General features: G+C 64.3%; 15 protein-coding genes and 2 pseudogenes. 9 read left to right on the top strand and 8 right to left on the bottom strand.

Annotation, left to right across the window (positions count from 1 at the left end; genetic code table 11):
* The first annotated feature begins 76 nt into the window (after positions 1-76).
* The 3 genes from BMW28_RS10295 to BMW28_RS10285 are packed head-to-tail and all read left to right on the top strand — an operon-like array spanning position 77 to position 3358.
* Complete coding sequence (locus BMW28_RS10295; protein ID WP_091817536.1) at positions 77-958, top strand: putative selenate ABC transporter substrate-binding protein; 882 nt, start codon at positions 77-79, stop codon at positions 956-958.
* Between the two features lie 7 nt (positions 959-965).
* Positions 966-1793: a phosphonate ABC transporter ATP-binding protein gene (locus BMW28_RS10290; RefSeq protein ID WP_091817533.1), complete on the top strand. Its 828-nt coding sequence runs from the start codon at positions 966-968 to the stop codon at positions 1791-1793.
* Entirely contained in the window at positions 1784-3358 is a 1575-nt protein-coding gene (locus BMW28_RS10285; RefSeq protein ID WP_091817529.1) for a PhnE/PtxC family ABC transporter permease, read from the top strand. The genes BMW28_RS10290 and BMW28_RS10285 overlap by 10 nt, the downstream gene beginning before the upstream one ends.
* A gap of 33 nt (positions 3359-3391) precedes the next feature.
* Here BMW28_RS10285 and BMW28_RS10280 read toward each other — a convergent pair whose 3' ends face one another.
* The gene (locus BMW28_RS10280) at positions 3392-4675 is read right to left on the bottom strand and encodes a phospholipase D-like domain-containing protein (protein ID WP_091817526.1); all 1284 of its coding nucleotides are present in this window, start codon (positions 4673-4675) and stop codon (positions 3392-3394) included.
* A gap of 195 nt (positions 4676-4870) precedes the next feature.
* Between BMW28_RS10280 and BMW28_RS10275 the strand changes: the two genes are divergently transcribed.
* On the top strand, positions 4871-6013 hold the full coding sequence (locus BMW28_RS10275; RefSeq protein ID WP_091817523.1) for an iron-containing alcohol dehydrogenase: 1143 nt from the start codon (positions 4871-4873) through the stop codon (positions 6011-6013).
* A 10-nt stretch (positions 6014-6023) separates the two neighbouring features.
* Here the strand turns inward: BMW28_RS10275 and BMW28_RS10270 are convergent, their stop codons facing one another.
* From BMW28_RS10270 to BMW28_RS10265, 3 genes are all read right to left on the bottom strand, one after another.
* On the bottom strand, positions 6024-6938 hold the full coding sequence (locus tag BMW28_RS10270) for a DMT family transporter (protein WP_091817522.1): 915 nt from the start codon (positions 6936-6938) through the stop codon (positions 6024-6026).
* A gap of 113 nt (positions 6939-7051) precedes the next feature.
* Positions 7052-7213, bottom strand: coding sequence for a hypothetical protein (locus tag BMW28_RS12935; RefSeq protein ID WP_159430748.1), 162 nt, complete (start codon positions 7211-7213; stop codon positions 7052-7054).
* 132 nt (positions 7214-7345) lie between these two features.
* On the bottom strand, positions 7346-8776 hold the full coding sequence (locus BMW28_RS10265) for an SLC13 family permease (RefSeq protein WP_200785786.1): 1431 nt from the start codon (positions 8774-8776) through the stop codon (positions 7346-7348).
* Between the two features lie 304 nt (positions 8777-9080).
* Between BMW28_RS10265 and BMW28_RS10260 the strand changes: the two genes are divergently transcribed.
* From BMW28_RS10260 to BMW28_RS10240, 5 genes and pseudogenes are all read left to right on the top strand, one after another.
* On the top strand, positions 9081-10118 hold the full coding sequence (locus tag BMW28_RS10260; protein ID WP_091817517.1) for an XdhC family protein: 1038 nt from the start codon (positions 9081-9083) through the stop codon (positions 10116-10118).
* The gene (locus BMW28_RS10255) at positions 10115-10753 is read left to right on the top strand and encodes a nucleotidyltransferase family protein (RefSeq protein WP_091817513.1); all 639 of its coding nucleotides are present in this window, start codon (positions 10115-10117) and stop codon (positions 10751-10753) included. Before BMW28_RS10260 ends, BMW28_RS10255 begins: the two co-directional genes overlap by 4 nt.
* Positions 10754-11189: 436 nt before the next feature.
* A pseudogene (locus BMW28_RS10250) lies at positions 11190-13352 on the top strand (xanthine dehydrogenase family protein molybdopterin-binding subunit).
* On the top strand, positions 13352-13921 hold the full coding sequence (locus BMW28_RS10245; RefSeq protein WP_091817510.1) for a (2Fe-2S)-binding protein: 570 nt from the start codon (positions 13352-13354) through the stop codon (positions 13919-13921). Before BMW28_RS10250 ends, BMW28_RS10245 begins: the two are co-directional and overlap by 1 nt.
* Positions 13914-15077 carry a c-type cytochrome gene (locus BMW28_RS10240; RefSeq protein ID WP_234970117.1) on the top strand — a complete coding sequence of 388 codons (1164 nt, stop codon included), beginning with the start codon at positions 13914-13916 and terminating at the stop codon, positions 15075-15077. Before BMW28_RS10245 ends, BMW28_RS10240 begins: the two co-directional genes overlap by 8 nt.
* Before the next feature lie 374 nt (positions 15078-15451).
* Here BMW28_RS10240 and BMW28_RS10235 read toward each other — a convergent pair whose 3' ends face one another.
* From BMW28_RS10235 to BMW28_RS12805, 4 genes and pseudogenes are all read right to left on the bottom strand, one after another.
* Positions 15452-16540 carry a Fic family protein gene (locus BMW28_RS10235; protein ID WP_200785785.1) on the bottom strand — a complete coding sequence of 363 codons (1089 nt, stop codon included), beginning with the start codon at positions 16538-16540 and terminating at the stop codon, positions 15452-15454.
* Complete coding sequence (locus BMW28_RS13030; RefSeq protein ID WP_200785784.1) at positions 16537-17004, bottom strand: AlbA family DNA-binding domain-containing protein; 468 nt, start codon at positions 17002-17004, stop codon at positions 16537-16539. Before BMW28_RS13030 ends, BMW28_RS10235 begins: the two co-directional genes overlap by 4 nt.
* Before the next feature lie 2 nt (positions 17005-17006).
* Positions 17007-17564, bottom strand: a complete 558-nt coding sequence (locus tag BMW28_RS10230) for a hypothetical protein (RefSeq protein ID WP_234970116.1) — start codon at positions 17562-17564, stop codon at positions 17007-17009.
* 205 nt (positions 17565-17769) lie between these two features.
* Positions 17770-17941: pseudogene (locus BMW28_RS12805) on the bottom strand (IS3 family transposase); the annotation flags it as partial.

The raw sequence follows: 17941 nt of genomic DNA, 5'->3' as shown, positions 1-17941 counted from the left end.
GCCTGCGCGTGCTGCGCAGTCCTTAAGCTGTTCCGTTTCCGCGGGCCAGCGGCTGCCTCGACAAATCGGAGTTCCCATGATTTCCAACGCCTCGCGCCGTCTGGCGCTGCGTGGCCCGCTGGCCATTGCCGCCGCTGCATTCGCCCTCGCGCCCCTGCACGCTTCCGCCGCCGACAAGGTGCTGCGCGTTTCCGCCATTCCCGACGAAGCCCCCACCGAACTGCAGCGCAAGTTTGCCCCGCTGGGCAAGTACCTGGAAGCCGAAACCGGCATGAAGGTGCAATTCATTCCCGTGTCCGACTACGCTGCCGTGGTCGAGGCGCTGGCCAGCAACAAGATCGACATGGCCTGGCTGGGCGGCTTCACCTACGTGCAGGCCCGCATCCGCACCAAGGGCACTGCCACCCCCATCGTGCAGCGCGCCGAGGACGCCAAATTCACGTCCAAGTTCATCACGGCCAGCCCCGCCATCAAGTCGCTGAACGACCTGAAGGGCAAGACCTTTGCCTTCGGCTCCCCCTCCTCCACCTCGGGCAGCCTGATGCCGCGCTACTACCTGCAGCAGGCCGGCATCACCCCCGAAAAGGATTTCAAGACCGTGGCCTACTCCGGCGCGCATGACGCCACCGTCGCCTTCGTCGCGGCCGGCAAGGCCGAAGCCGGCGTGCTGAATACCTCCGTGTGGGACAAACTGGTCGAGCAGAAGAAGGTGGACCCGGCCAAGGTGCGCGTGTTCGCCACCACTCCCACCTACTACGACTACAACTGGACGGTGCGCGGCAATCTGGATCCGACCCTGGTGAAAAAGCTGACCACGGCCTTCCTCAAGCTGGACCCCGCCAAGCCGGCCGACAAGCAGATCATGGATCTGCAGCGCGCCAGCAAGTTCATCCCCACCACCAAGGCCAACTACGACAGCATCGAGAAAGCCGCCCGTACCGCCGGCCTGCTGAAGTAAGCCGGCCATGGGGTTTGCGCTGGAGGGCGTGGGGCTGACCCACGCCAATGGCCATGTCGCCCTGCGGCAGGTATCGCTGCAGGTGGCGCAAGCGGAATGCGTGGCGCTGATCGGCCCTTCCGGGGCCGGCAAGACCACGCTGCTGTCCGTCATCGGCACCGCTCTGGCACCGGATGCGGGGCAGTTGCGCGTGCTCGACCAGCCCAACCCCGCCAGGCTGGGCAGCGCGGCCCTGCGCCGCCTGCGCAGCCGCATCGGCACCGTGCACCAGGCCCCGCCGCTGCCGGCACGCCAGCGCGTCGTCACCACGGTGCAGGCAGGCCGCATCGGCCAGTGGCCCTGGTGGAAAAGCCTGGCCTCGCTGTTCTACCCGCTGGATATTGCGGGGGCCCGCGCTGCGCTGGAACCACTGGATCTGTCCGACAAGCTGTTCGTGCGCTGCGACCAGCTTTCCGGCGGCCAGCTGCAGCGCGCCGGCATTGCCCGCGTGCTCTACCAGCAGCCCGAACTGCTGCTGGCAGATGAGCCCGTCTCCGCCCTTGATCCCGCCCTGGCCCTGTCCACCGTGCGCCTGCTGGTGCAACAGGCCCGTAGCAGCCACTGCACGCTGGTCACCAGCCTGCATGCGGTCGATCTGGCGCTGGAGTGCTTTGACCGCATCGTCGGCGTGCGTGCCGGCGAGTTGCTGTTCGACCTGCCTGCTGCGCAGGTAACGCAACAGCATCTGCAGGAGCTGTACGCCAGCGAAGGGCAGGAACTGCCACGACTGCAGACGCCCGGAGCCGACAGTGTGCATGCCATTCAGGCCACCGTCGCCGTCCCCGAATGTCACTGAATCCGGCGCTTTCCCTGCGTGACCGCGATCCGGCTGCACCGCACCGGCTGGCGTGGCTGCTCACGGCCTGCGTGATCCTGTGGCCGCTCTGGCAAGGCGCCGGCATCCAGCCGGGCACGCTGCTCGATCCTGCCAACCTGCAGCCCATGGGCCAGTTTCTGGCCGCCTTCCTGCCGCCGGAAACCGGCAGCGAATTCCTCGGCTATCTCGGCCAGGCCACGCTGGAAACGCTGGCCATTGCCACAGCCGGCATGACATTGGCCATCGTGCTCGCCATTCCGCTGGGCTATCTGGCCAGCGGTGCGGGGCGGCTCAAGCCCAGCCTGAACCCCGGGACGCGTGCGCTGCTGACCGTGCTGCGCGGCATTCCGGAGCTGGTCTGGGCGCTGGTGTTCGTGCGCGTGTTCGGCCTGGGGCCAACGGCGGGCGTGCTGGCGCTGGGGCTGACCTATGGTGGCATGCTGGCCAAGGTCTATGCCGAGATCCTGGAATCCGTCCCGCCCCAGCCCGCGCGTGCGCTGCTGCACACGGGCGCGCGTCGCCCGCTGGCGCTGCTGTACGGCGCCGTGCCACTGGCCGCGCGCGAACTGGTGTCCTACACCGTCTACCGCTGGGAGTGCGCCATCCGCGCCTCGGTCGTAATGGGCTTTGTCGGTGCCGGTGGCCTCGGCCAGTTGATGGACCAGGCCATGAAGATGCTCAACGGCAGCGAAGCCGCGAGCATTCTGCTGGCTTTCGTTGCCTTGGTGCTGGCGGCCGACCTGCTCTCCAGCCTGCTGCGGCGCTGGATGGATGCTGCCCCTGCGCAGCGCGTATCCCCCATCCGGTGGCGCGGGGCCAGCGGCATGCTGCTGGCTCTGGCTGCAGTAGTCGCCAGCTTCCGCTTTCTGCAACTGGACTTCGGCCTGCTGCTGGATGAAACCTCACTGCAGTCCATGGGCGAATTCGTGCTGGGATTCTTCCCGCCCGCGTTCGAACGCGAGTGGATGTGGAAAGTGCTGATAGCCAGTGGCGAAACCCTGGCCATGTCCATCATGGGCACACTGTTTGCCGCCGTGCTGGGCCTGCTGCTGGCACTGCCGCGCTGGCGCGCCCCCTGGGTGCTGCTGAGCAACCTGCTGCGCTCCGTGCCCGAGCTGGTCTGGGCCACGCTGACGGCGCTGGCAGCCGGCCTGGGCGCCTTTGCCGGCACGCTGGCCCTGATGCTGCACACGGCAGGCGTGTTCGGCAGGCTGTATGGCGAAGCGCTGCAGAACACTCCGCCGCAGCCGGCCATGGCGCTGCAGCACAGCGGCGCCCCCCGCCCGCTGGCCTTTCTCTACGGCACCCTGCCCTGCGTGCTGCCGCAATTGCTGGTCTACACCCTGTACCGCTGGGAAATGAACGTGCGCATGGCCGCCGTGCTCGGCTTTGTCGGCGCCGGCGGTCTGGGACAGCTGCTCTACGTGGAGCTCTCGCTGTTCCGCCATGCCGAGGCCGCCACGGTGATCATCGCCATGCTGGTGCTGTCGGTGCTGGTGGATTGGGGCAGCGCCTGGCTGCGGCGACGGCTGGCCGGGTACTGATGGGCTCGGCCTTTCGTTGCGCCCCTGGCGAGTTTACAGCTGCGACTTGATCGGCAGCACGAAACGCTCGATCAGCTTTTCCTTCAAGGGGCGGTTCACCCAATCCTGATGGGTATAGGGCCGGGACTGTTTCAGATCCTGCTCGAACACCCCCGTCATCTTCGCGGCAAAGCCATGGTCGTACACGTTGAGGCTGGCCTCGTCGTTCAGGCGGAAGGAGCGTGAATCGAAATTGGTCGAGCCGACCGACACCAGCTCCTGATCCACGATCAGCATCTTGTTGTGCATCATGGTGGGCAGGTATTCATGGATCTCCACGCCCTGCTCCAGCAAGGGCCCCCAGGATGCCTTGGACGCCAGCCGCACCGTGTCCGAATCGATATGCTCGCCGGGCACCAGCACACGCACGCGCACGCCGCGCTGGCGCGCCTCCAGCAGCGAACGGATGATGAGTTCATCCGGCACGAAATACGCCGCTTCCAGATCGATGCTCCTGTCCGCTGCGGCAATCGCCATCAGGTACATCAGGTGCATGCTCTCGCTGCCGCCCGAGGGTGAACTGATGAACATGTGCGCATCCATGTTGCCGGCCGTGCCGTTCGGCGGGAAATACGGGGCGCCATTGAGCACCTCTCCCGTCGCCTTGATCCAGTTGTCGTTGAACGCCGCCTGAAACTGCGTCACCGCCGGCCCAACCAGTTCAAAGTGCATGTCGCGCCAGTGCTCCGGATCCTGCGCGCGCCCCTCCCACTGATCGGCAATGCCCACGCCCCCGGTAAATGCGCGCTTGCCATCCACAATGAGCAGCTTGCGGTGCGTGCGGTTGTTCATGCGCGCGAGGTTGTACCAGTGCAGCGGGCGGTAGCGGTGCACCTTCACCCCGGCCTGCTTCATCAGGTCGAGCAAGTCCCGCTCCATCTTCAGGCTGCCCACCCAGTCCAGCAACACATTCACGCGTACGCCAGCCTGCGCGCGCTCGGCCAGCAATTCCGCCATCTTGCGGCCGATATCGCCGGACCAGTAGATGTAGGTTTCGAAATTGATGGTCTGCTGTGCGGAAGCAATGGCCTCCAGCATGGCAGGGAAGATTTCCGCACCATTCTGCAGATCCCGCACCTGATTGCCCGGCACAATCGACGGCCCCAGCAGCACGCCCATCTCGCGGCGGAATTGGGGATCGGAAATGGCGTAGCGGTGCGCCAGCTTGCGCTCGAGCTTCTTCTCGGGCGTGGCGAAATTCAGCGCCAGAAGCCCCGCAAGCAGGGTCACAAGGACGGTGATGAGAATGACCCAGAACACTTTGCGTTTTTTCCACATGGCTGATGCCGGATGAAGGGGGTTGCAACGCAGTGTAAGTTGCGGGGGTGATGCGCTGTGTCAGAAAAAATCCCGATGTAACGTTGGGCACGAAAAGACTTGGGACCGCACCCTACGCTAGGGAAGTTGCCGAGGGCCAAGGCCGCAGGCCCGTCGTAAAGTGGACGCCTCTCTGCCTCCATTCCTGTTTCCCGCATGGCCCTGATCCAGTACATCACCCACATCCATCTGGCACACGGTGCCCTGTCCGAGCTGCCCGCCGAAATCGCCCGCATCGGCATGCGCAAGCCGCTGATCGTGACCGATCCCGGTGTGCGCGCCGCAGGGCTGCTGGACAAGGTCGAAGCCGTACTCGCAGGGCAAGCCTTCGCCGTGTTCGATCAGGTCAGCTCGAACCCTACCGAGGCCTCGGTGCTGGCCGGCGTGGAAGTGGCACGCAGCCAGGGCTGTGACAGTCTCATTGCCGTCGGCGGCGGCTCCGCCATCGACTGCGCCAAGGGCATTGCCATCGCGGCCACGCACGCCGGACCGCTGACGCAATACGCCACCATCGAAGGCGGCTCGCCCCGCATCACCGATGCCGTGCTGCCGCTGATTGCCATCCCGACCACCAGCGGCACCGGCAGCGAAGTGGCGCGCGGCGCCATCCTGATCGTGCAGGACGGCCGCAAGCTGGGCTTCCATTCCTGGCATCTGGTGCCACGCTCGGCCATCTGCGATCCTGCGCTCACGCTCGGCCTGCCTCCCGCCCTGACCGCCGCCACCGGCATGGACGCCATCGCCCACTGCATCGAGACCTTTCTCGCCCCGGCCTTCAACCCTGCCGCCGACGGCATTGCTCTGGAGGGGCTGCGCCGCGGCTGGTCCCATATCGTGCGCGCCACTGTCGATGGTCTGGATGAGGAAGCGCGCCTGAACATGATGACTGCGTCCATTCACGGCGCGCTGGCTTTCCAGAAAGGCCTGGGCTGCGTGCACTCGCTCAGTCACAGCCTGGGCGGCGTCAATCCCGGCCTGCATCACGGGACGCTCAATGCCATTTTCCTGCCGGCAGTGGTGCGCTTCAACAGCGAGGCAGCATCGGTGCGCCAGGAGCAGCGGCTGGACCGGCTGGCGCAGGCCATGGGCTTGTCTGGCGGCGATGCGGTAGCGCTTGCACTCGCGGCCATGGTGCAGACATTGAATCTGCCGGCCGGACTGGCCGCACTGGGCGTGGTCCCCGGCCAGTTCGACACCATCATCGCGCACGCGCTGGCCGACCATTGTCACAAGACCAACCCGCGCCAAGCCAGCCGCGAGGATTACCTGCAGATGCTGGAGGACTCCATGCGGATCTGAATCCGCCCTACTACGCCGCCTTGCGTGACCGCGGCAGCCATGCCTGCCCGTTCACCAGCAGGATGCCCAGCAACACCAGCACCGCGCCCACCACAAAACCCGGCTCCAGCGGCTCGCCCAGCAGCCACACGCCCAGCGCCACGCCAAACAGCGGCGTCATGAAAGAGAACACGCCGAGGCGCGAAGCGAGGTATTTGCGCAGCAACCAGAACCACACCAGATAGCTGGCAAACGACACCAGAATGCCCTGGAACAGCACGCTGCCCCAGGCCAGCGTCGTGTGGCGAATCTCGCCCAGTCCCATCAACCAGGCTGCCGGCAGCAGCACGACAAAGGCGCCGATCAACTGGTACTGCAGCGTGCGCGTTGCCGGGGCATTGGCCAGGCTGGATAGGCGTACGGCGACGGTCGTTCCCGCCCATCCTGCAGCGCCGACCAGCACCAGGAAGTCGCCCAGCAAGGTGGCACCGCCACTGCCATGGCTGCCACGCCAGAGAAACGCGAGCGCCACCCCGGCAAACGCAAGCAGGATGCCCGTCCACTGCACGCGGTTCAGGCGTTCGGACGGCAGGCGCCAATGCAGGGACAGCGCCACAAAAATGGGAGCGGTATAGAGAAAGACCGCTGCATGCGAAGCGGTCGTATGGCGGATGCCTTCCGCCACAAACAGGAATTCCAGCGCAAACAGCAGGCCGACAACCAGCCCCGGTTTCCAGTCACGCCCGGCAAGATCCAACGGCTCGCCGCGCCAGCGCATCATCAGCCAGACCAGCACGGCCGAGATGCCGGAGCGCAGCGCCACCTGCATCATGGGCGAGATGTCGACGGCAGCGGCCTTGAGCAGCACCTGCTGCAGCGCCCAGGTCAGGCACAGCACGAACATCAGGCCAGCCGCCTGGGCGTCGATCGGTTTGCGGGTGTCCATGAGCGGCAGTCAGTGTCCATGCATGCAAGGTGAGGTCATGCATCATAGCTGCAGCCGCCGGTTCGAGCGCGGACGGGCCATTTGCCCGAAGCCGCGCTCACCAGAATACGAAATCAGACCGGGGCGTTGGAGTCCTGCGGAATGACGGAGCCGTTTTCCGGGGGAACCGTGGATTTATCCTTGCTGCACAGGGACGAGCACATGCCCTTGCATTCGTTGCGAAAGACATAGCCGACAGCAGCCAGCACGGCGGCGAGCAGGGTGAGTTTCTTCATGGTCGTTCTCCTTGAAACGAAACAATGGACTGACCAGTATCGCTGCCGGATTCTGCAACGCCCGTCGGTCCGTGTGCCCTGCCCGTGTAGTCCTGGGCCGGCAGGCTGCAAACTGCCAGCCCGATGCGGGCTTCAACGCAGGAAGAAATACCCCCACCCCGTCAGCACCAGCACACAGAACACGTTCAGCACTGCACCGGCGCGCACCATCTCCTGCTGGCGTACATGGCCCGTACCGAACACGATCGCGTTCGGTGGCGTGGCGACCGGCAGCATGAAGGCGCAGGACGCACCGATGCCGATCATCATCACCAGCACCATGGGCGGCATGCCCATGCGCTCGGCAATGGCGGCAAACACCGGCACCAGCAGCGCCGCCGAAGCCGTGTTGCTGGTGAATTCGGTCAGCACGATGATGAAGGCGGTGACGCCAAAGATGATGAACAGTGGCCCGGCCCCGGTCAGGAAAGCTGCCACCTGGTCACCCAGCACGGCCGACGCGCCCGAGCTGCGCAGCAGGCCAGACAGCGTGAGGCCGCCCCCGAACAGGAACAGCACGCCCCAGTCGGTGTTGTCGGAAATCTGGCGCCACGTGGCCAGCCCCAGAATGGCAATCGCCACCGCGGCAGACAGCGCGATGAAGGTGTCGGGCGCCGTCACCTTCAGGGCCTTGGCCACATCGCCGCCCAGAATCCAAGCCAGCGCCGTCAGGCCGAACACCACCATGGTCAGAATGCGCTTGCTGGTCCACGGGATGGATTCGTGCGGCACCGAAATGCGGCGATTCAGGTTGGGGCGGAACACCAGCCACAGCGTCAGCACCATCAGCGGCATCAGGATCAGCATCAGCGGCAGGCCGATCTTCATCCAGCCGGCAAAATCCAGGTTCAGTGCGCGTGCGGCAATGGCGTTGGGGGGCGAACCCACCAGCGTGCCCAGGCCGCCGATCGAGGCCGAATAGGCAATGCCCAGCAGGATGAAGATGAAGGTGTTGCGCTCCGTCTTCTTGTCCAGATGGCTCATGATGCCCAACGCGAGCGGCAGCATCATGGCGGCGGTCGCGGTGTTGCTGATCCACATGGACAGCGCCGCCGTCACGCCAAACAGCAAGAGCGCGGCAATGCCCAGATGCGAGCCTGCCAGCGACATCAGCCAGAACGCGATCTTGCGGTCCAGTTTCTGCACATGCAGCGCCGTCGCCAGCGCAAAACCGCCAAAGAACAGGAAGATGATCGGATCGGCAAAGGTGGCCAGCGCCTTGGCCGTATTGAACTCGGGGAAGCCGAGAATCAGTGCACCCACCGGAATCAGCAGCGCGGTCACCGTCACGTGAATGGCTTCGGTCAGCCACAGAATGGCAATGAACAGCAGGAGTGCCAGCCCCTTGGCCGGCGTGGACTCGATGCCGGCCGATCCGGTCAGCAGGAAATAGCTGCCCACACTCAGCACAAAAGCCACGCTCACAATCAGCCAGGAGCGTACCAGGCCGGCATTGATCTGATGCATTACATCGGTGGGGTGTTCAATCACACCCACTGCGGCGGATGTCGTCGGGCTCGTCATGCGTAGTCCTTTCTGGTGCCGACAGGCCGGCTTGTGGCGAGCCTTGTCGATGATCTTGATGGATAAAACGCGCATGATGACACACATTGATTGCAGTTAGCTGCAACTTGATACATCTGCGCTGCGGCGCGGCCGCCGTCCCCTCTGGGATTACCCCAAGCCCAAACGCCGTTTCTCGCGGTAAAGTGTGGCCCGTTTTTTCTGCAGAGCCGGCATCACCTGCCATGTAGGGAAACACCATCCCCACGCCCACCCGGCGCAAACAGGGCGCCTGCCAACAGCAGCGGCGCACAGCAACAAGCACATGGAAAACATCGACATCACCGTATTGCGCGCACTGCGCGACTGGCGTGCCGCCGGCCAGCAAGCGCTGCTGGTCACCGTGGTACGCACCTGGGGCTCCTCGCCCCGGCCGGTCGGGTCGATCATGGCCCTGTGTGAAAACGGCAGCGTGGTCGGCTCCGTCTCGTGTGGCTGCATCGAGGACAACCTGATCTACCGCTACGCCTGCCCCGGCGCCACCGATGCGCTGCCGCACGAGGGGGTTCCGCAGAGCGTGAAATACGGCGTCACGGCCGACGAGGCGCACCGCTTCGGCCTGCCCTGCGGCGGTACGCTGGAGCTGCTGTTCGAGTTCAACCCCGACGGCGCCAGCCTTGCCGAGCTGGTGCAGGCCCTCGAGGCCGGTCAGCTCATGGCCCGGCGGGTGAGCCTGACGGATGGACAGGTTTCCCTGATCCCCGCGGACGCGCCGGCAGAACTTGCCATCAACGACACCAGCCTAGTCAACACCTTCGGCCCCGCCTACCGCATGCTGATCATCGGCGCCGGCCAGATGAGCGAATACCTCGCCACCATGGCTCAGTTCTGCGGCTTTGCCGTCAACGTGTGCGATCCGCGCGATGAATACCGCAGCAGCTGGTCGGTACCGGGCGCGCACCTCAGCACCGAGATGCCGGACGATCTGGTCCTCTCCTTCAAGCCGGACCGCCGTACCTGCGTCATCGCCCTCACGCATGATCCCAAGCTGGACGATCTGGCGCTACTGGAGGCCCTGGAGACGCCCGCCTTCTACATCGGCGCCATCGGCAGCCGCCGCAACAATGCCGCACGCCACCAGCGCATGAAGGAGCACTTCGGCTACAGCGATGACAGCCTGCGCCATCTGCGCGGCCCCATCGGCATCTTCATCGGCAGCAAGACACCGCCGGAAATTGCGGTGAGCATCATGTCCGAAGTGCTGGCCGTGAAGAACGGCGTGACGCTGCCACGCGATCTGGACGTGGCACACGTGAAGAACCAGCAACTGACCGCCGACCAGAGCGGCTGCGTGCTCGGATGACCAAGGGCGCAACCGGCCTCCCCCGCATCGGCGCCGTGCTGATGGCCGCCGGCGCCGGCCGCCGCATGAGACACCGGCCCAAGTGCCTGCTGCTGCGCGATGGCGAGCCCCTCCTCGTCCACTCCCTGCGCATGCTGGCCGCTGCGGGGCTGTCGCAGGTGGTCGTGGTGCTGGGACACCACGCCGAGCCGATTGCAGCAGTGCTGGAGCAGTGCCGCTCTGCGGCAGACGTTTCGACTGCCGTGCAATGGACCGTCAATCCCAACCCCGACGCCGGCACCGCCAGTTCGCTGCACTGCGGGCTGGACGGCATCCTCGTCACCCTGGCCGACCAGCCCCTGATCACCGCAGACGACATCCGTACCGTGCTCGCCGCCTGGCAAACGCGCGCGCCGGGTACCCAGTTGCTCATCCCCCGCTTCCAGGGCAATCCCGGGCACCCCCTGCTGTTCGACACCGCCCTGCGCCAGACCCTCATGGCCGAATCCATGGGCGTGCGCGAATGGCGCAAGACCCGTCCCGAAACAGTCTCCTGGCTCGACGTCAACCACCCCCGCCACACCCTGGACGTGGACACCGAGGCCGATCTGGCACAACTGGCTGCGGAGCATGGGGTGCAGTTACACCACGGCTGACAGAACCCTCCTGCTTGCAATGGCAAACCTGGCACGGCAAGGGAGCTGACGGCGCCCGACAAGCCCATGCGCTAGCGTGCCCACACGCAAATACTGCCGATGCATTCCACACCTGACCCGCTGTTGCAGCAAGCCCACAGCCAGCATCAGGAAACCACGCCACCCCCCGCCTTTCCAGCTCCGCCGCCCATCTCAGGGCAAACCAGCATGTAAAGAATCCGTCATGTTGCATATACCTGCGACCGTTCCCACTTTGTCGGAACCACGCGTGGCGGGCGGCCACCGGTCAGGCAATACTTGCCAGCACCACAGCCGTTAGCACCTGCACCTTTGATACTTGGACGCTCCAGGCGCCCAGGATAAGTAATCAAAAGGCAACGTGCCCACGCCTCAGCCCTAGCTCCTGACCGTGCACATTGCCATCGGGAGAATTACGGTGTTCAAACCAGAAATAAGCCGGCGCAGTTTCATGAAGACTGCCGCTGCCCTGGGCGTCATTGCGAGCGTGCGTCCGGCCAAGGACGCGCTTGCCGAGGTGCTCATTCCCTCGGGCAGGCAGGAAACCCAGTGGATCACTGGCAACAAGCTCAACTACCGCCGTGACGGTCTGGCCAAGGTCACCGGCCAGAAGGTCTTTGCCATCGACCTGCGCGCCAGGGACATGCAAGGCTGGCCGGCCCAGCAATCCCACGCCCTGACCCTGCACGTTCCGCGCGCTGACCGTCCCTACCTGGGTCTGGACCTGTCCGTGCTGGGCAGCGACTACCAGCCGGACGTGCTCATCGACGCCGAATCTGTCGAAGCCGACGGCCTGCGCATGCCGGAGCCCAGCTTCTACGGCGAGTTCTTCCTCAAGAAGGGCCAGCTCTCGCCCATGCTCGGCCATCCGGTGGCCCTGGCCATCTGGCACGACTACGAGAAGTTCCGCGTCGCCAACGCGCGCCTGCGCTTCAACGACGCCATCTTCCGCTTTGGCGAAGAAACCGCGCAACCCGCACGCAAGCCCTACGTGGCCGCGCGCTTCGTGCGCGTGCAGGGCGAGGACGCCTATGGCGAGGACAAGTTCTCGCCGATGAAGAACACCACCATCTGGCCGGATCTGGACGAGCAAGGCGTGCACTGGCCGGGCCACGATCACCCCGCCTTCGGCGCGCTGATGCCCGAGTCGGAACGCATCCAGAACGAGATGAAGCAGCCCCGTGACGGCATGCGCGTCTTCTCGCGCAAGTACTACAGCCAGTCGGTCGAGCACGTGGCGATGGAGCCGGAAAACGGCCTGGCCTGGTACAACACCAACGGCGCCACCCTGCACATGGTCGGCGCCACCCAGGCGCCCTACGCCACGGCCGAGCACATCATGCACATGGTCAAGGACAGCAAGCTGCCCCTGAACAAGCTCGATTTCATCACCGCCTATACCGTGGGCTACGGCCAGAAGGAACATCACCCCTTCCCCTACTACGTGGTGCTGGCCGCGCTCTACGCGCAGGGCCGCCAGGTGCGTCTGGCGCTGGATCGCTGGAAGCACTTCCAGTTCGCTCTCAAGCGCCATCCCTTCGATACCGATGCCGCCATCTCGGTCGACAAGGACGGCAAGTTCCGGCACTTCAGCTGCCACATGGTCGGTGACGGCGGTGGCGTGCAGAACTTCAGCCCCTCGGTCGGCACCGTGGCCGTCACGGCCGCGCAGTCGGTCTACTACTTCCCCGAAAGCGATCTGTCCACGCAGGTGAACCCGTCCATCGGCGTCACCTCCGGCTCCATGCGCGGCTACGGCACCGTGCAGTCGATGGCCTACATCGAGATGCTGGTGGATGAGATCGCCCAGGAAATCGGCCTGGATCCGATCGAGCTGCGTCAGCGCAACGTGCTCAAGAGCGGCATGAAGAACACCCAGGGCGCCTCGCCGGCAGGCCATCTGCGCATCGGCGAGATTCTGGAGCTGGCCGCGAAGGAGCCCCTGTGGGTCGAGCGCGCCAAGCGCAAGGCCGAGTACGAAGCAGCCAACCCCGGCATGCTCTACGGCGTGGGCTTCGGCGCTTCGCAGAAGGACTTCGGCACCGGCGCCGAGGCCTGCATCGCACAGATCGAAATCTCGCCCGAAGGCCGCCTCAAGATGCGCCACATCGCCAACGAGATCGGCACCGGCAGCACTACCTCGCAACTGGTGACGGTGGAGAGCATCCTGTAGATGGCGGTCTCCACCGGCACCGGCAAGGTTCAGCTGCTGTCGCACAAGACCTGGCTGGAATGCGGCACCCCCATTGTTCCGGAGCTGATTTCCGGCCAGATGCAGGGCGGTGTCGTCATGGGCATCGGCCATGCCCTGTACGAAGACCTGCCGCGCGATGCCACCGGCCCCGGCAACGGCCAGTGGGGCCTGAGCCGCTACCACGTGCCGCGCGCCAGCGAAGTGGCGGTGTGGAAATCCGAGGGCCACGTGCTGCCCCCGCTCTCCCGTACCGACCCGCCCAAGGGCATGGCCGAGGTCGTGATGATTCCCGTCGTGGCCGCCTGCGTGCACGCCATCGCGGCAGCAACCGGCAAGCGTTTCTATGCAACGCCCGTGACGCCGGAAAAGATCAAAGAGGTGATGTGATGCAAGAGCGTATTCAGTTTTCGGCCACGATCAATGGCAAGAAAGTGGGTCCGGTGGATCTTCCAAAGGACCTGATGATGGTCGAGTACCTGCAGGAATACCTGGGCATGAACGGTACCCGTCTGGGTTGCGGCCAGGGCGTGTGCCGTGCCTGCACCATCATCGTGGATGACCCGAAGAAGGGTTCCGGCACCGTTCCCGCCTGTATCACCGGCATCGCCTGGCTCAACGGCAAGACAATCCGCACCATCGAGGGCATCGCCAGCATGGACGACAAGGGCGTGGTGCACCCGTCCGACCTGCAGAAAGCCTTTCTGGAGCACTACTCCTTCCAGTGCGGCTACTGCACGCCGGGTTTCGTCAACTCGGCCACCGTGCTGATGGAATCGCTGCAGAAAAATCCTGTCCTCGCCAACGATGTCGAGGAAGTCATCGAGCAAAGGCTGGAGTCCCACATCTGCCGCTGCACCGGCTACGTCCGCTATTACGCGGCGGTGCGCGACGTGATCGTCAAAACCCCCGGCCTCACCACGGGCAAACGCACCAGGGAGGTCGTGAATCATGGCTAAGCGCACATGGATGAAGGGCCTGATCGGCTTGGCGGGCGTTGGCGCGCTGGTAGCTGGCGGCCTGTACCTGTACGGCAGTTCGAGTGGCAATACACCGCCTGCCACGGTGGATTTCGCCGCCCTCGACACCCAAGCAACGCAGCAGCTGTACCAGCGTGGCGAACAGGTGTTCCGCGCTGGCGACTGTGCAGCGTGCCACAGCTCCCCGCAATCCGGCAACGAGCTGGCCGGTGCCGTGTCCATCGTCACCCCCATGGGCACCCTGCACGGCACCAACATCTCGCCCTCGAAGCAGCATGGCATCGGCAACTGGACGGCTGACGATCTGTATCGCGCCGTGGCCGCCGGCGTCGCTCCAGGACGCAAGGTGCTCTACCCCGCCATGCCCTACGTCAGCTACCACCAGATCACGCGCGCCGACGTCGATGCGCTCTGGTTCTGGCTGATGAAGCAGCCGGCCGTGGAAGTGGCCAACAAGCCCAACGCAATGAACTTCCCCTTCAACATCCGCCCGGCCGTGGCGATGTGGAACGTGGTCAACCGCCCTGACCCGAAAGAGGCAGAACCTGGAACGGACGAAATCGCCCGCGGCAAGTATCTTGTGAACGTGCTGGGCCACTGCGCCGAATGCCACAGCCCGCGTACCGGCATCACCTTCGCCATCGACCGCTCGCGCGATCTCGGCGGCAACGTGATCGAAGGCGCCTACGCGCCGCCGCTCACGCCCGAGGCCATGAGCCAGCGCGGCTGGACCAAGGAACATCTGGTGCAATTCTTCCGCACCGGCCTGTCCCCGCAGGGCTCGATGACCTTCCGCATGTTCCCTGTGCTGGAACACTCGACCTCGCGCATGCCCGAAGAGGACGTCCGCGCCATGACCGCCTACCTTACGCAGAACCAGCAGATGCCTGGCCCCAAGGTCGAGCCTGCACCGGCACAAGCGCAGCTCAACGTCAATGGCGAACGCCTGTACCTCGGCCTGTGTGCCGGCTGCCACGGAGTCCAGGGTGACGGACAGCCCCACTCTGCCGTCCCTATGCGCACCAACACCACCGCCATGTTCTCCACCCCGATCAACCTGATCCGCGTCATCCGCGAAGGCGTGCCCGAGCACGACCTGCCCAACGGCGGACGGGTGCAGACCATGCCTGGCTAGGCCGACAAGCTGGACAACCAGGAAATGGCCGATCTGGTGAACTACATGCGCCAGACCTGGGGCAATCAGCCTGGCAACGTGACTGCGGAGCAGGTGGAGAAAGAGATCAGGACCATTGAGCACAGCCAGTGATGACAGGCCGAAAACGCCATCACGAAATTTGACTACCGCCCGGGACTACGGTGCGGTACGGGCGGCCTCCACAAGAGGCCCCTCTTTCGTTTCCGGAATGAAAAACGCCACCCGATGGCGTCTCCATCGGGTGGCGTTAGTGGGGTAAATGGTGGCGGATGGTTGACCATGTGCAGACCGGCCTCCCGAGCTGATGAGCACTGGCGCGGGTTGCTGCGGGCTTGCGGGTGTTTCCCCATAACTCAGTACGCACTATTACCCTGATGCGTCTCCAGCCATCGCTGCCCAAGGCGAGTCCGCCGGTAGCGTTGCTTACTGCTGCGCGGTGTTTCGGGTCGGGTCATCTCCACCAGGCCAGAAGCGAGCGCGGGCAACAGGTATGCCTTCCGGAAATGCTTTTCGTCCTTCAGATCCAGGGCCTGCTGCAGTCCTGTCCGGGACAATTCTTCCTGCAAGGCCAACACGACCCGCACAACTTCGGGGGCGACTTCAGGGGTAACTTCGGGGGCGACTTCCCCGGTGACTTTTGGGGGCACCGGCCGGGCCAACGGATGGCAGGGCAGCCGGATCACAAACGAAAGTCGATCCTCATCTGATTCAAACAGCGGCGCGGGCGAGCCATTGGCGGCCATCACCTTGAGGATTTTCGGGATGCCCGTCGAGCGACCTTCCGTCAGATCAAGCTCCTTCAGGAATTCACCGATACGCCGGTTGCGGTAGCGGCGGCTGACCGCACGCCCGGCCTGGAAATCCTCCAGCCGAATCGACCGATCCGGGCCAGGGAAACTCAGGATGACCAATTCTTCGTTGCTGATGCGCACCTCAATGGGCTCGCGCTCTTCGTAAGACCGGTGATAAACCGCGTTGACCAAAGCTTCCTCGATCGCAGCGTAGGGAAAATTCCAGACCCGCGTGGCCTCGGCGCGGTCGGGGTGCTTGATGACTGTCTCGCGCAAGAAGTTGCGCTGGATGTAGCTCAAGGCCTCGCGCGTCATCCGCGCCAGAGGGCCTTTGAAGATCTTTTCCTCGAAGCGATCCCCGCCCGCGCCTTCGGGAAACCAGACCACGTCGATCTGCACGGCGGGGAAGAAGCGCTCCGGTGTATCGTTGAAAAACAGCAGGCCCACGTTCTTGGGCCACGGTGATTCGGTAGGGCCACCCGCCACATTCATCTGGCGAGCCAATGCCTCGACCGAAAGCCCGGGCGCATCCTCTGCCAGCGTGCTGCCAACCTCCTGCAAAAAGGCCTGCATCAAGGGCTTCGACAGATCATCGATTCGTGCCGAATGGTTGTAGCGGTCATCGAATGGCACCTTGGCCGCCAGGCTCAACAACTCTTGCTCGGTTTCGCCCTTGGCCTCGACCGTGCTGCTGTACCTGCGGATGAAGACTTCCAGACCTTGTGCTTCGCCGTAATGGCTTCCGGCGCTTTGTAAGGCCGGTTCTGCCCGCCCGGTGCCCACAGCACGATCAGCTTGCGCCCCTCGACTTCCTCGATGCTCAATACCGGGAAGTACGGCGGCTGGATCAACTGGCAGGCGGCCAACAATTCCTGCTGAATCTTGTCGAGCTGGTTATCGGCCAGCCCCACCGGCGGAAACACCGGTTGACCATTGGCATCACAATCCTGCCCGATCACCACATAACCGCCGCCGAGGTTTTCGAAGTCGTTGGCGAAGGCGCACACGGTACGGATGATCGGGTCCGGATTCCACCCGGCCTTGTACTCGATGCGCTCGCCCTCAACCGTGCGCTGGCGCAGCAGGTCATTCAGGTTGATCGGAAGTTTGCCCATATTTATTCGTCTCCCGCCAGACCAGCCGCCGACCAGAAATGGTCGAAGTCATCGCCCACGCCCCAGCCAACGTTTTGCCCCAACTGGCGCACCCGGTCGAGCCTGGCTAGGAATGCCGCCTGCTGCGCAGCGGGCAAGGCCAGCACGTATTTCAGCGCCTGTTCGAACATCCGTACCAGTGCGTCATAAAAGCCTTCATCGTCCATGCCGCAACCGGCCAGAAAATCGAACACTTCCTCGCAGTAAAACACCGTGAGTTCGGCCAATCCCTCTGGCTGGCCCAGTGCCTTCTTGTAATCGCTGATGGCCTTCTTGGCCTTGCTGACCGAGATCGGGTTGCGAAAGTCAGGCGGGTTGATCCATCGGATGATTACATCCTTGAAGGGCTCCAGCGGGTCGTCGCCCAGCCCAAAACGAGCGTGCAAAAACGCCTTGTTGTCCTTGCTGGCGGCGTACAGGTCTTGCACCAGCCCCAGCAAACCGGCGCGGTCGAAATCGGCCAGCTTGGTTTTGACGTCGCTCCAACTGGGCGTGGCTTTGGTGGTTTTCTTCGTTGCCATGCGAATCAGTCCCTGGCCCGAACCATTAAGCACGCCTTAATGGTTGCCGGCAGGCATTCGGTTGCCAATAAACGAGCGATGATGTCATCCTCACGCATTCGCCGAAATGTCATGGTTTTACCCCATACGATCCAGCCAGACGGTTCAGCAAGTCTTGGTGTCGAGACTCCATGAACCGCCCCGGGTTTCGAGGAGGCTGGTTGGTTTAAGTGGACACCTCTGCCAAGGTGTTGCTGTCGGCAAGTTGCCTCCAGTAGTTTGCCTCAGCTTCTGCCGGCGGGATACCCCCGATCGGCGTGAGCAGTCGGACGTGGTTGAACCAGTGCACCCATTGCAGGGTCGCCAGTTCCACGGCTTCCCTGGTCTTCCAGGGGCCC

This window comes from Allobrachymonas denitrificans DSM 15123, assembly GCF_900110225.1.
GTDB lineage: Bacteria > Pseudomonadota > Gammaproteobacteria > Burkholderiales > Burkholderiaceae_C > Brachymonas > Brachymonas denitrificans.
The sequence above is the reverse complement of the archived record's forward strand: the minus strand, read 5'-3'. Positions and strand labels throughout refer to the sequence as shown.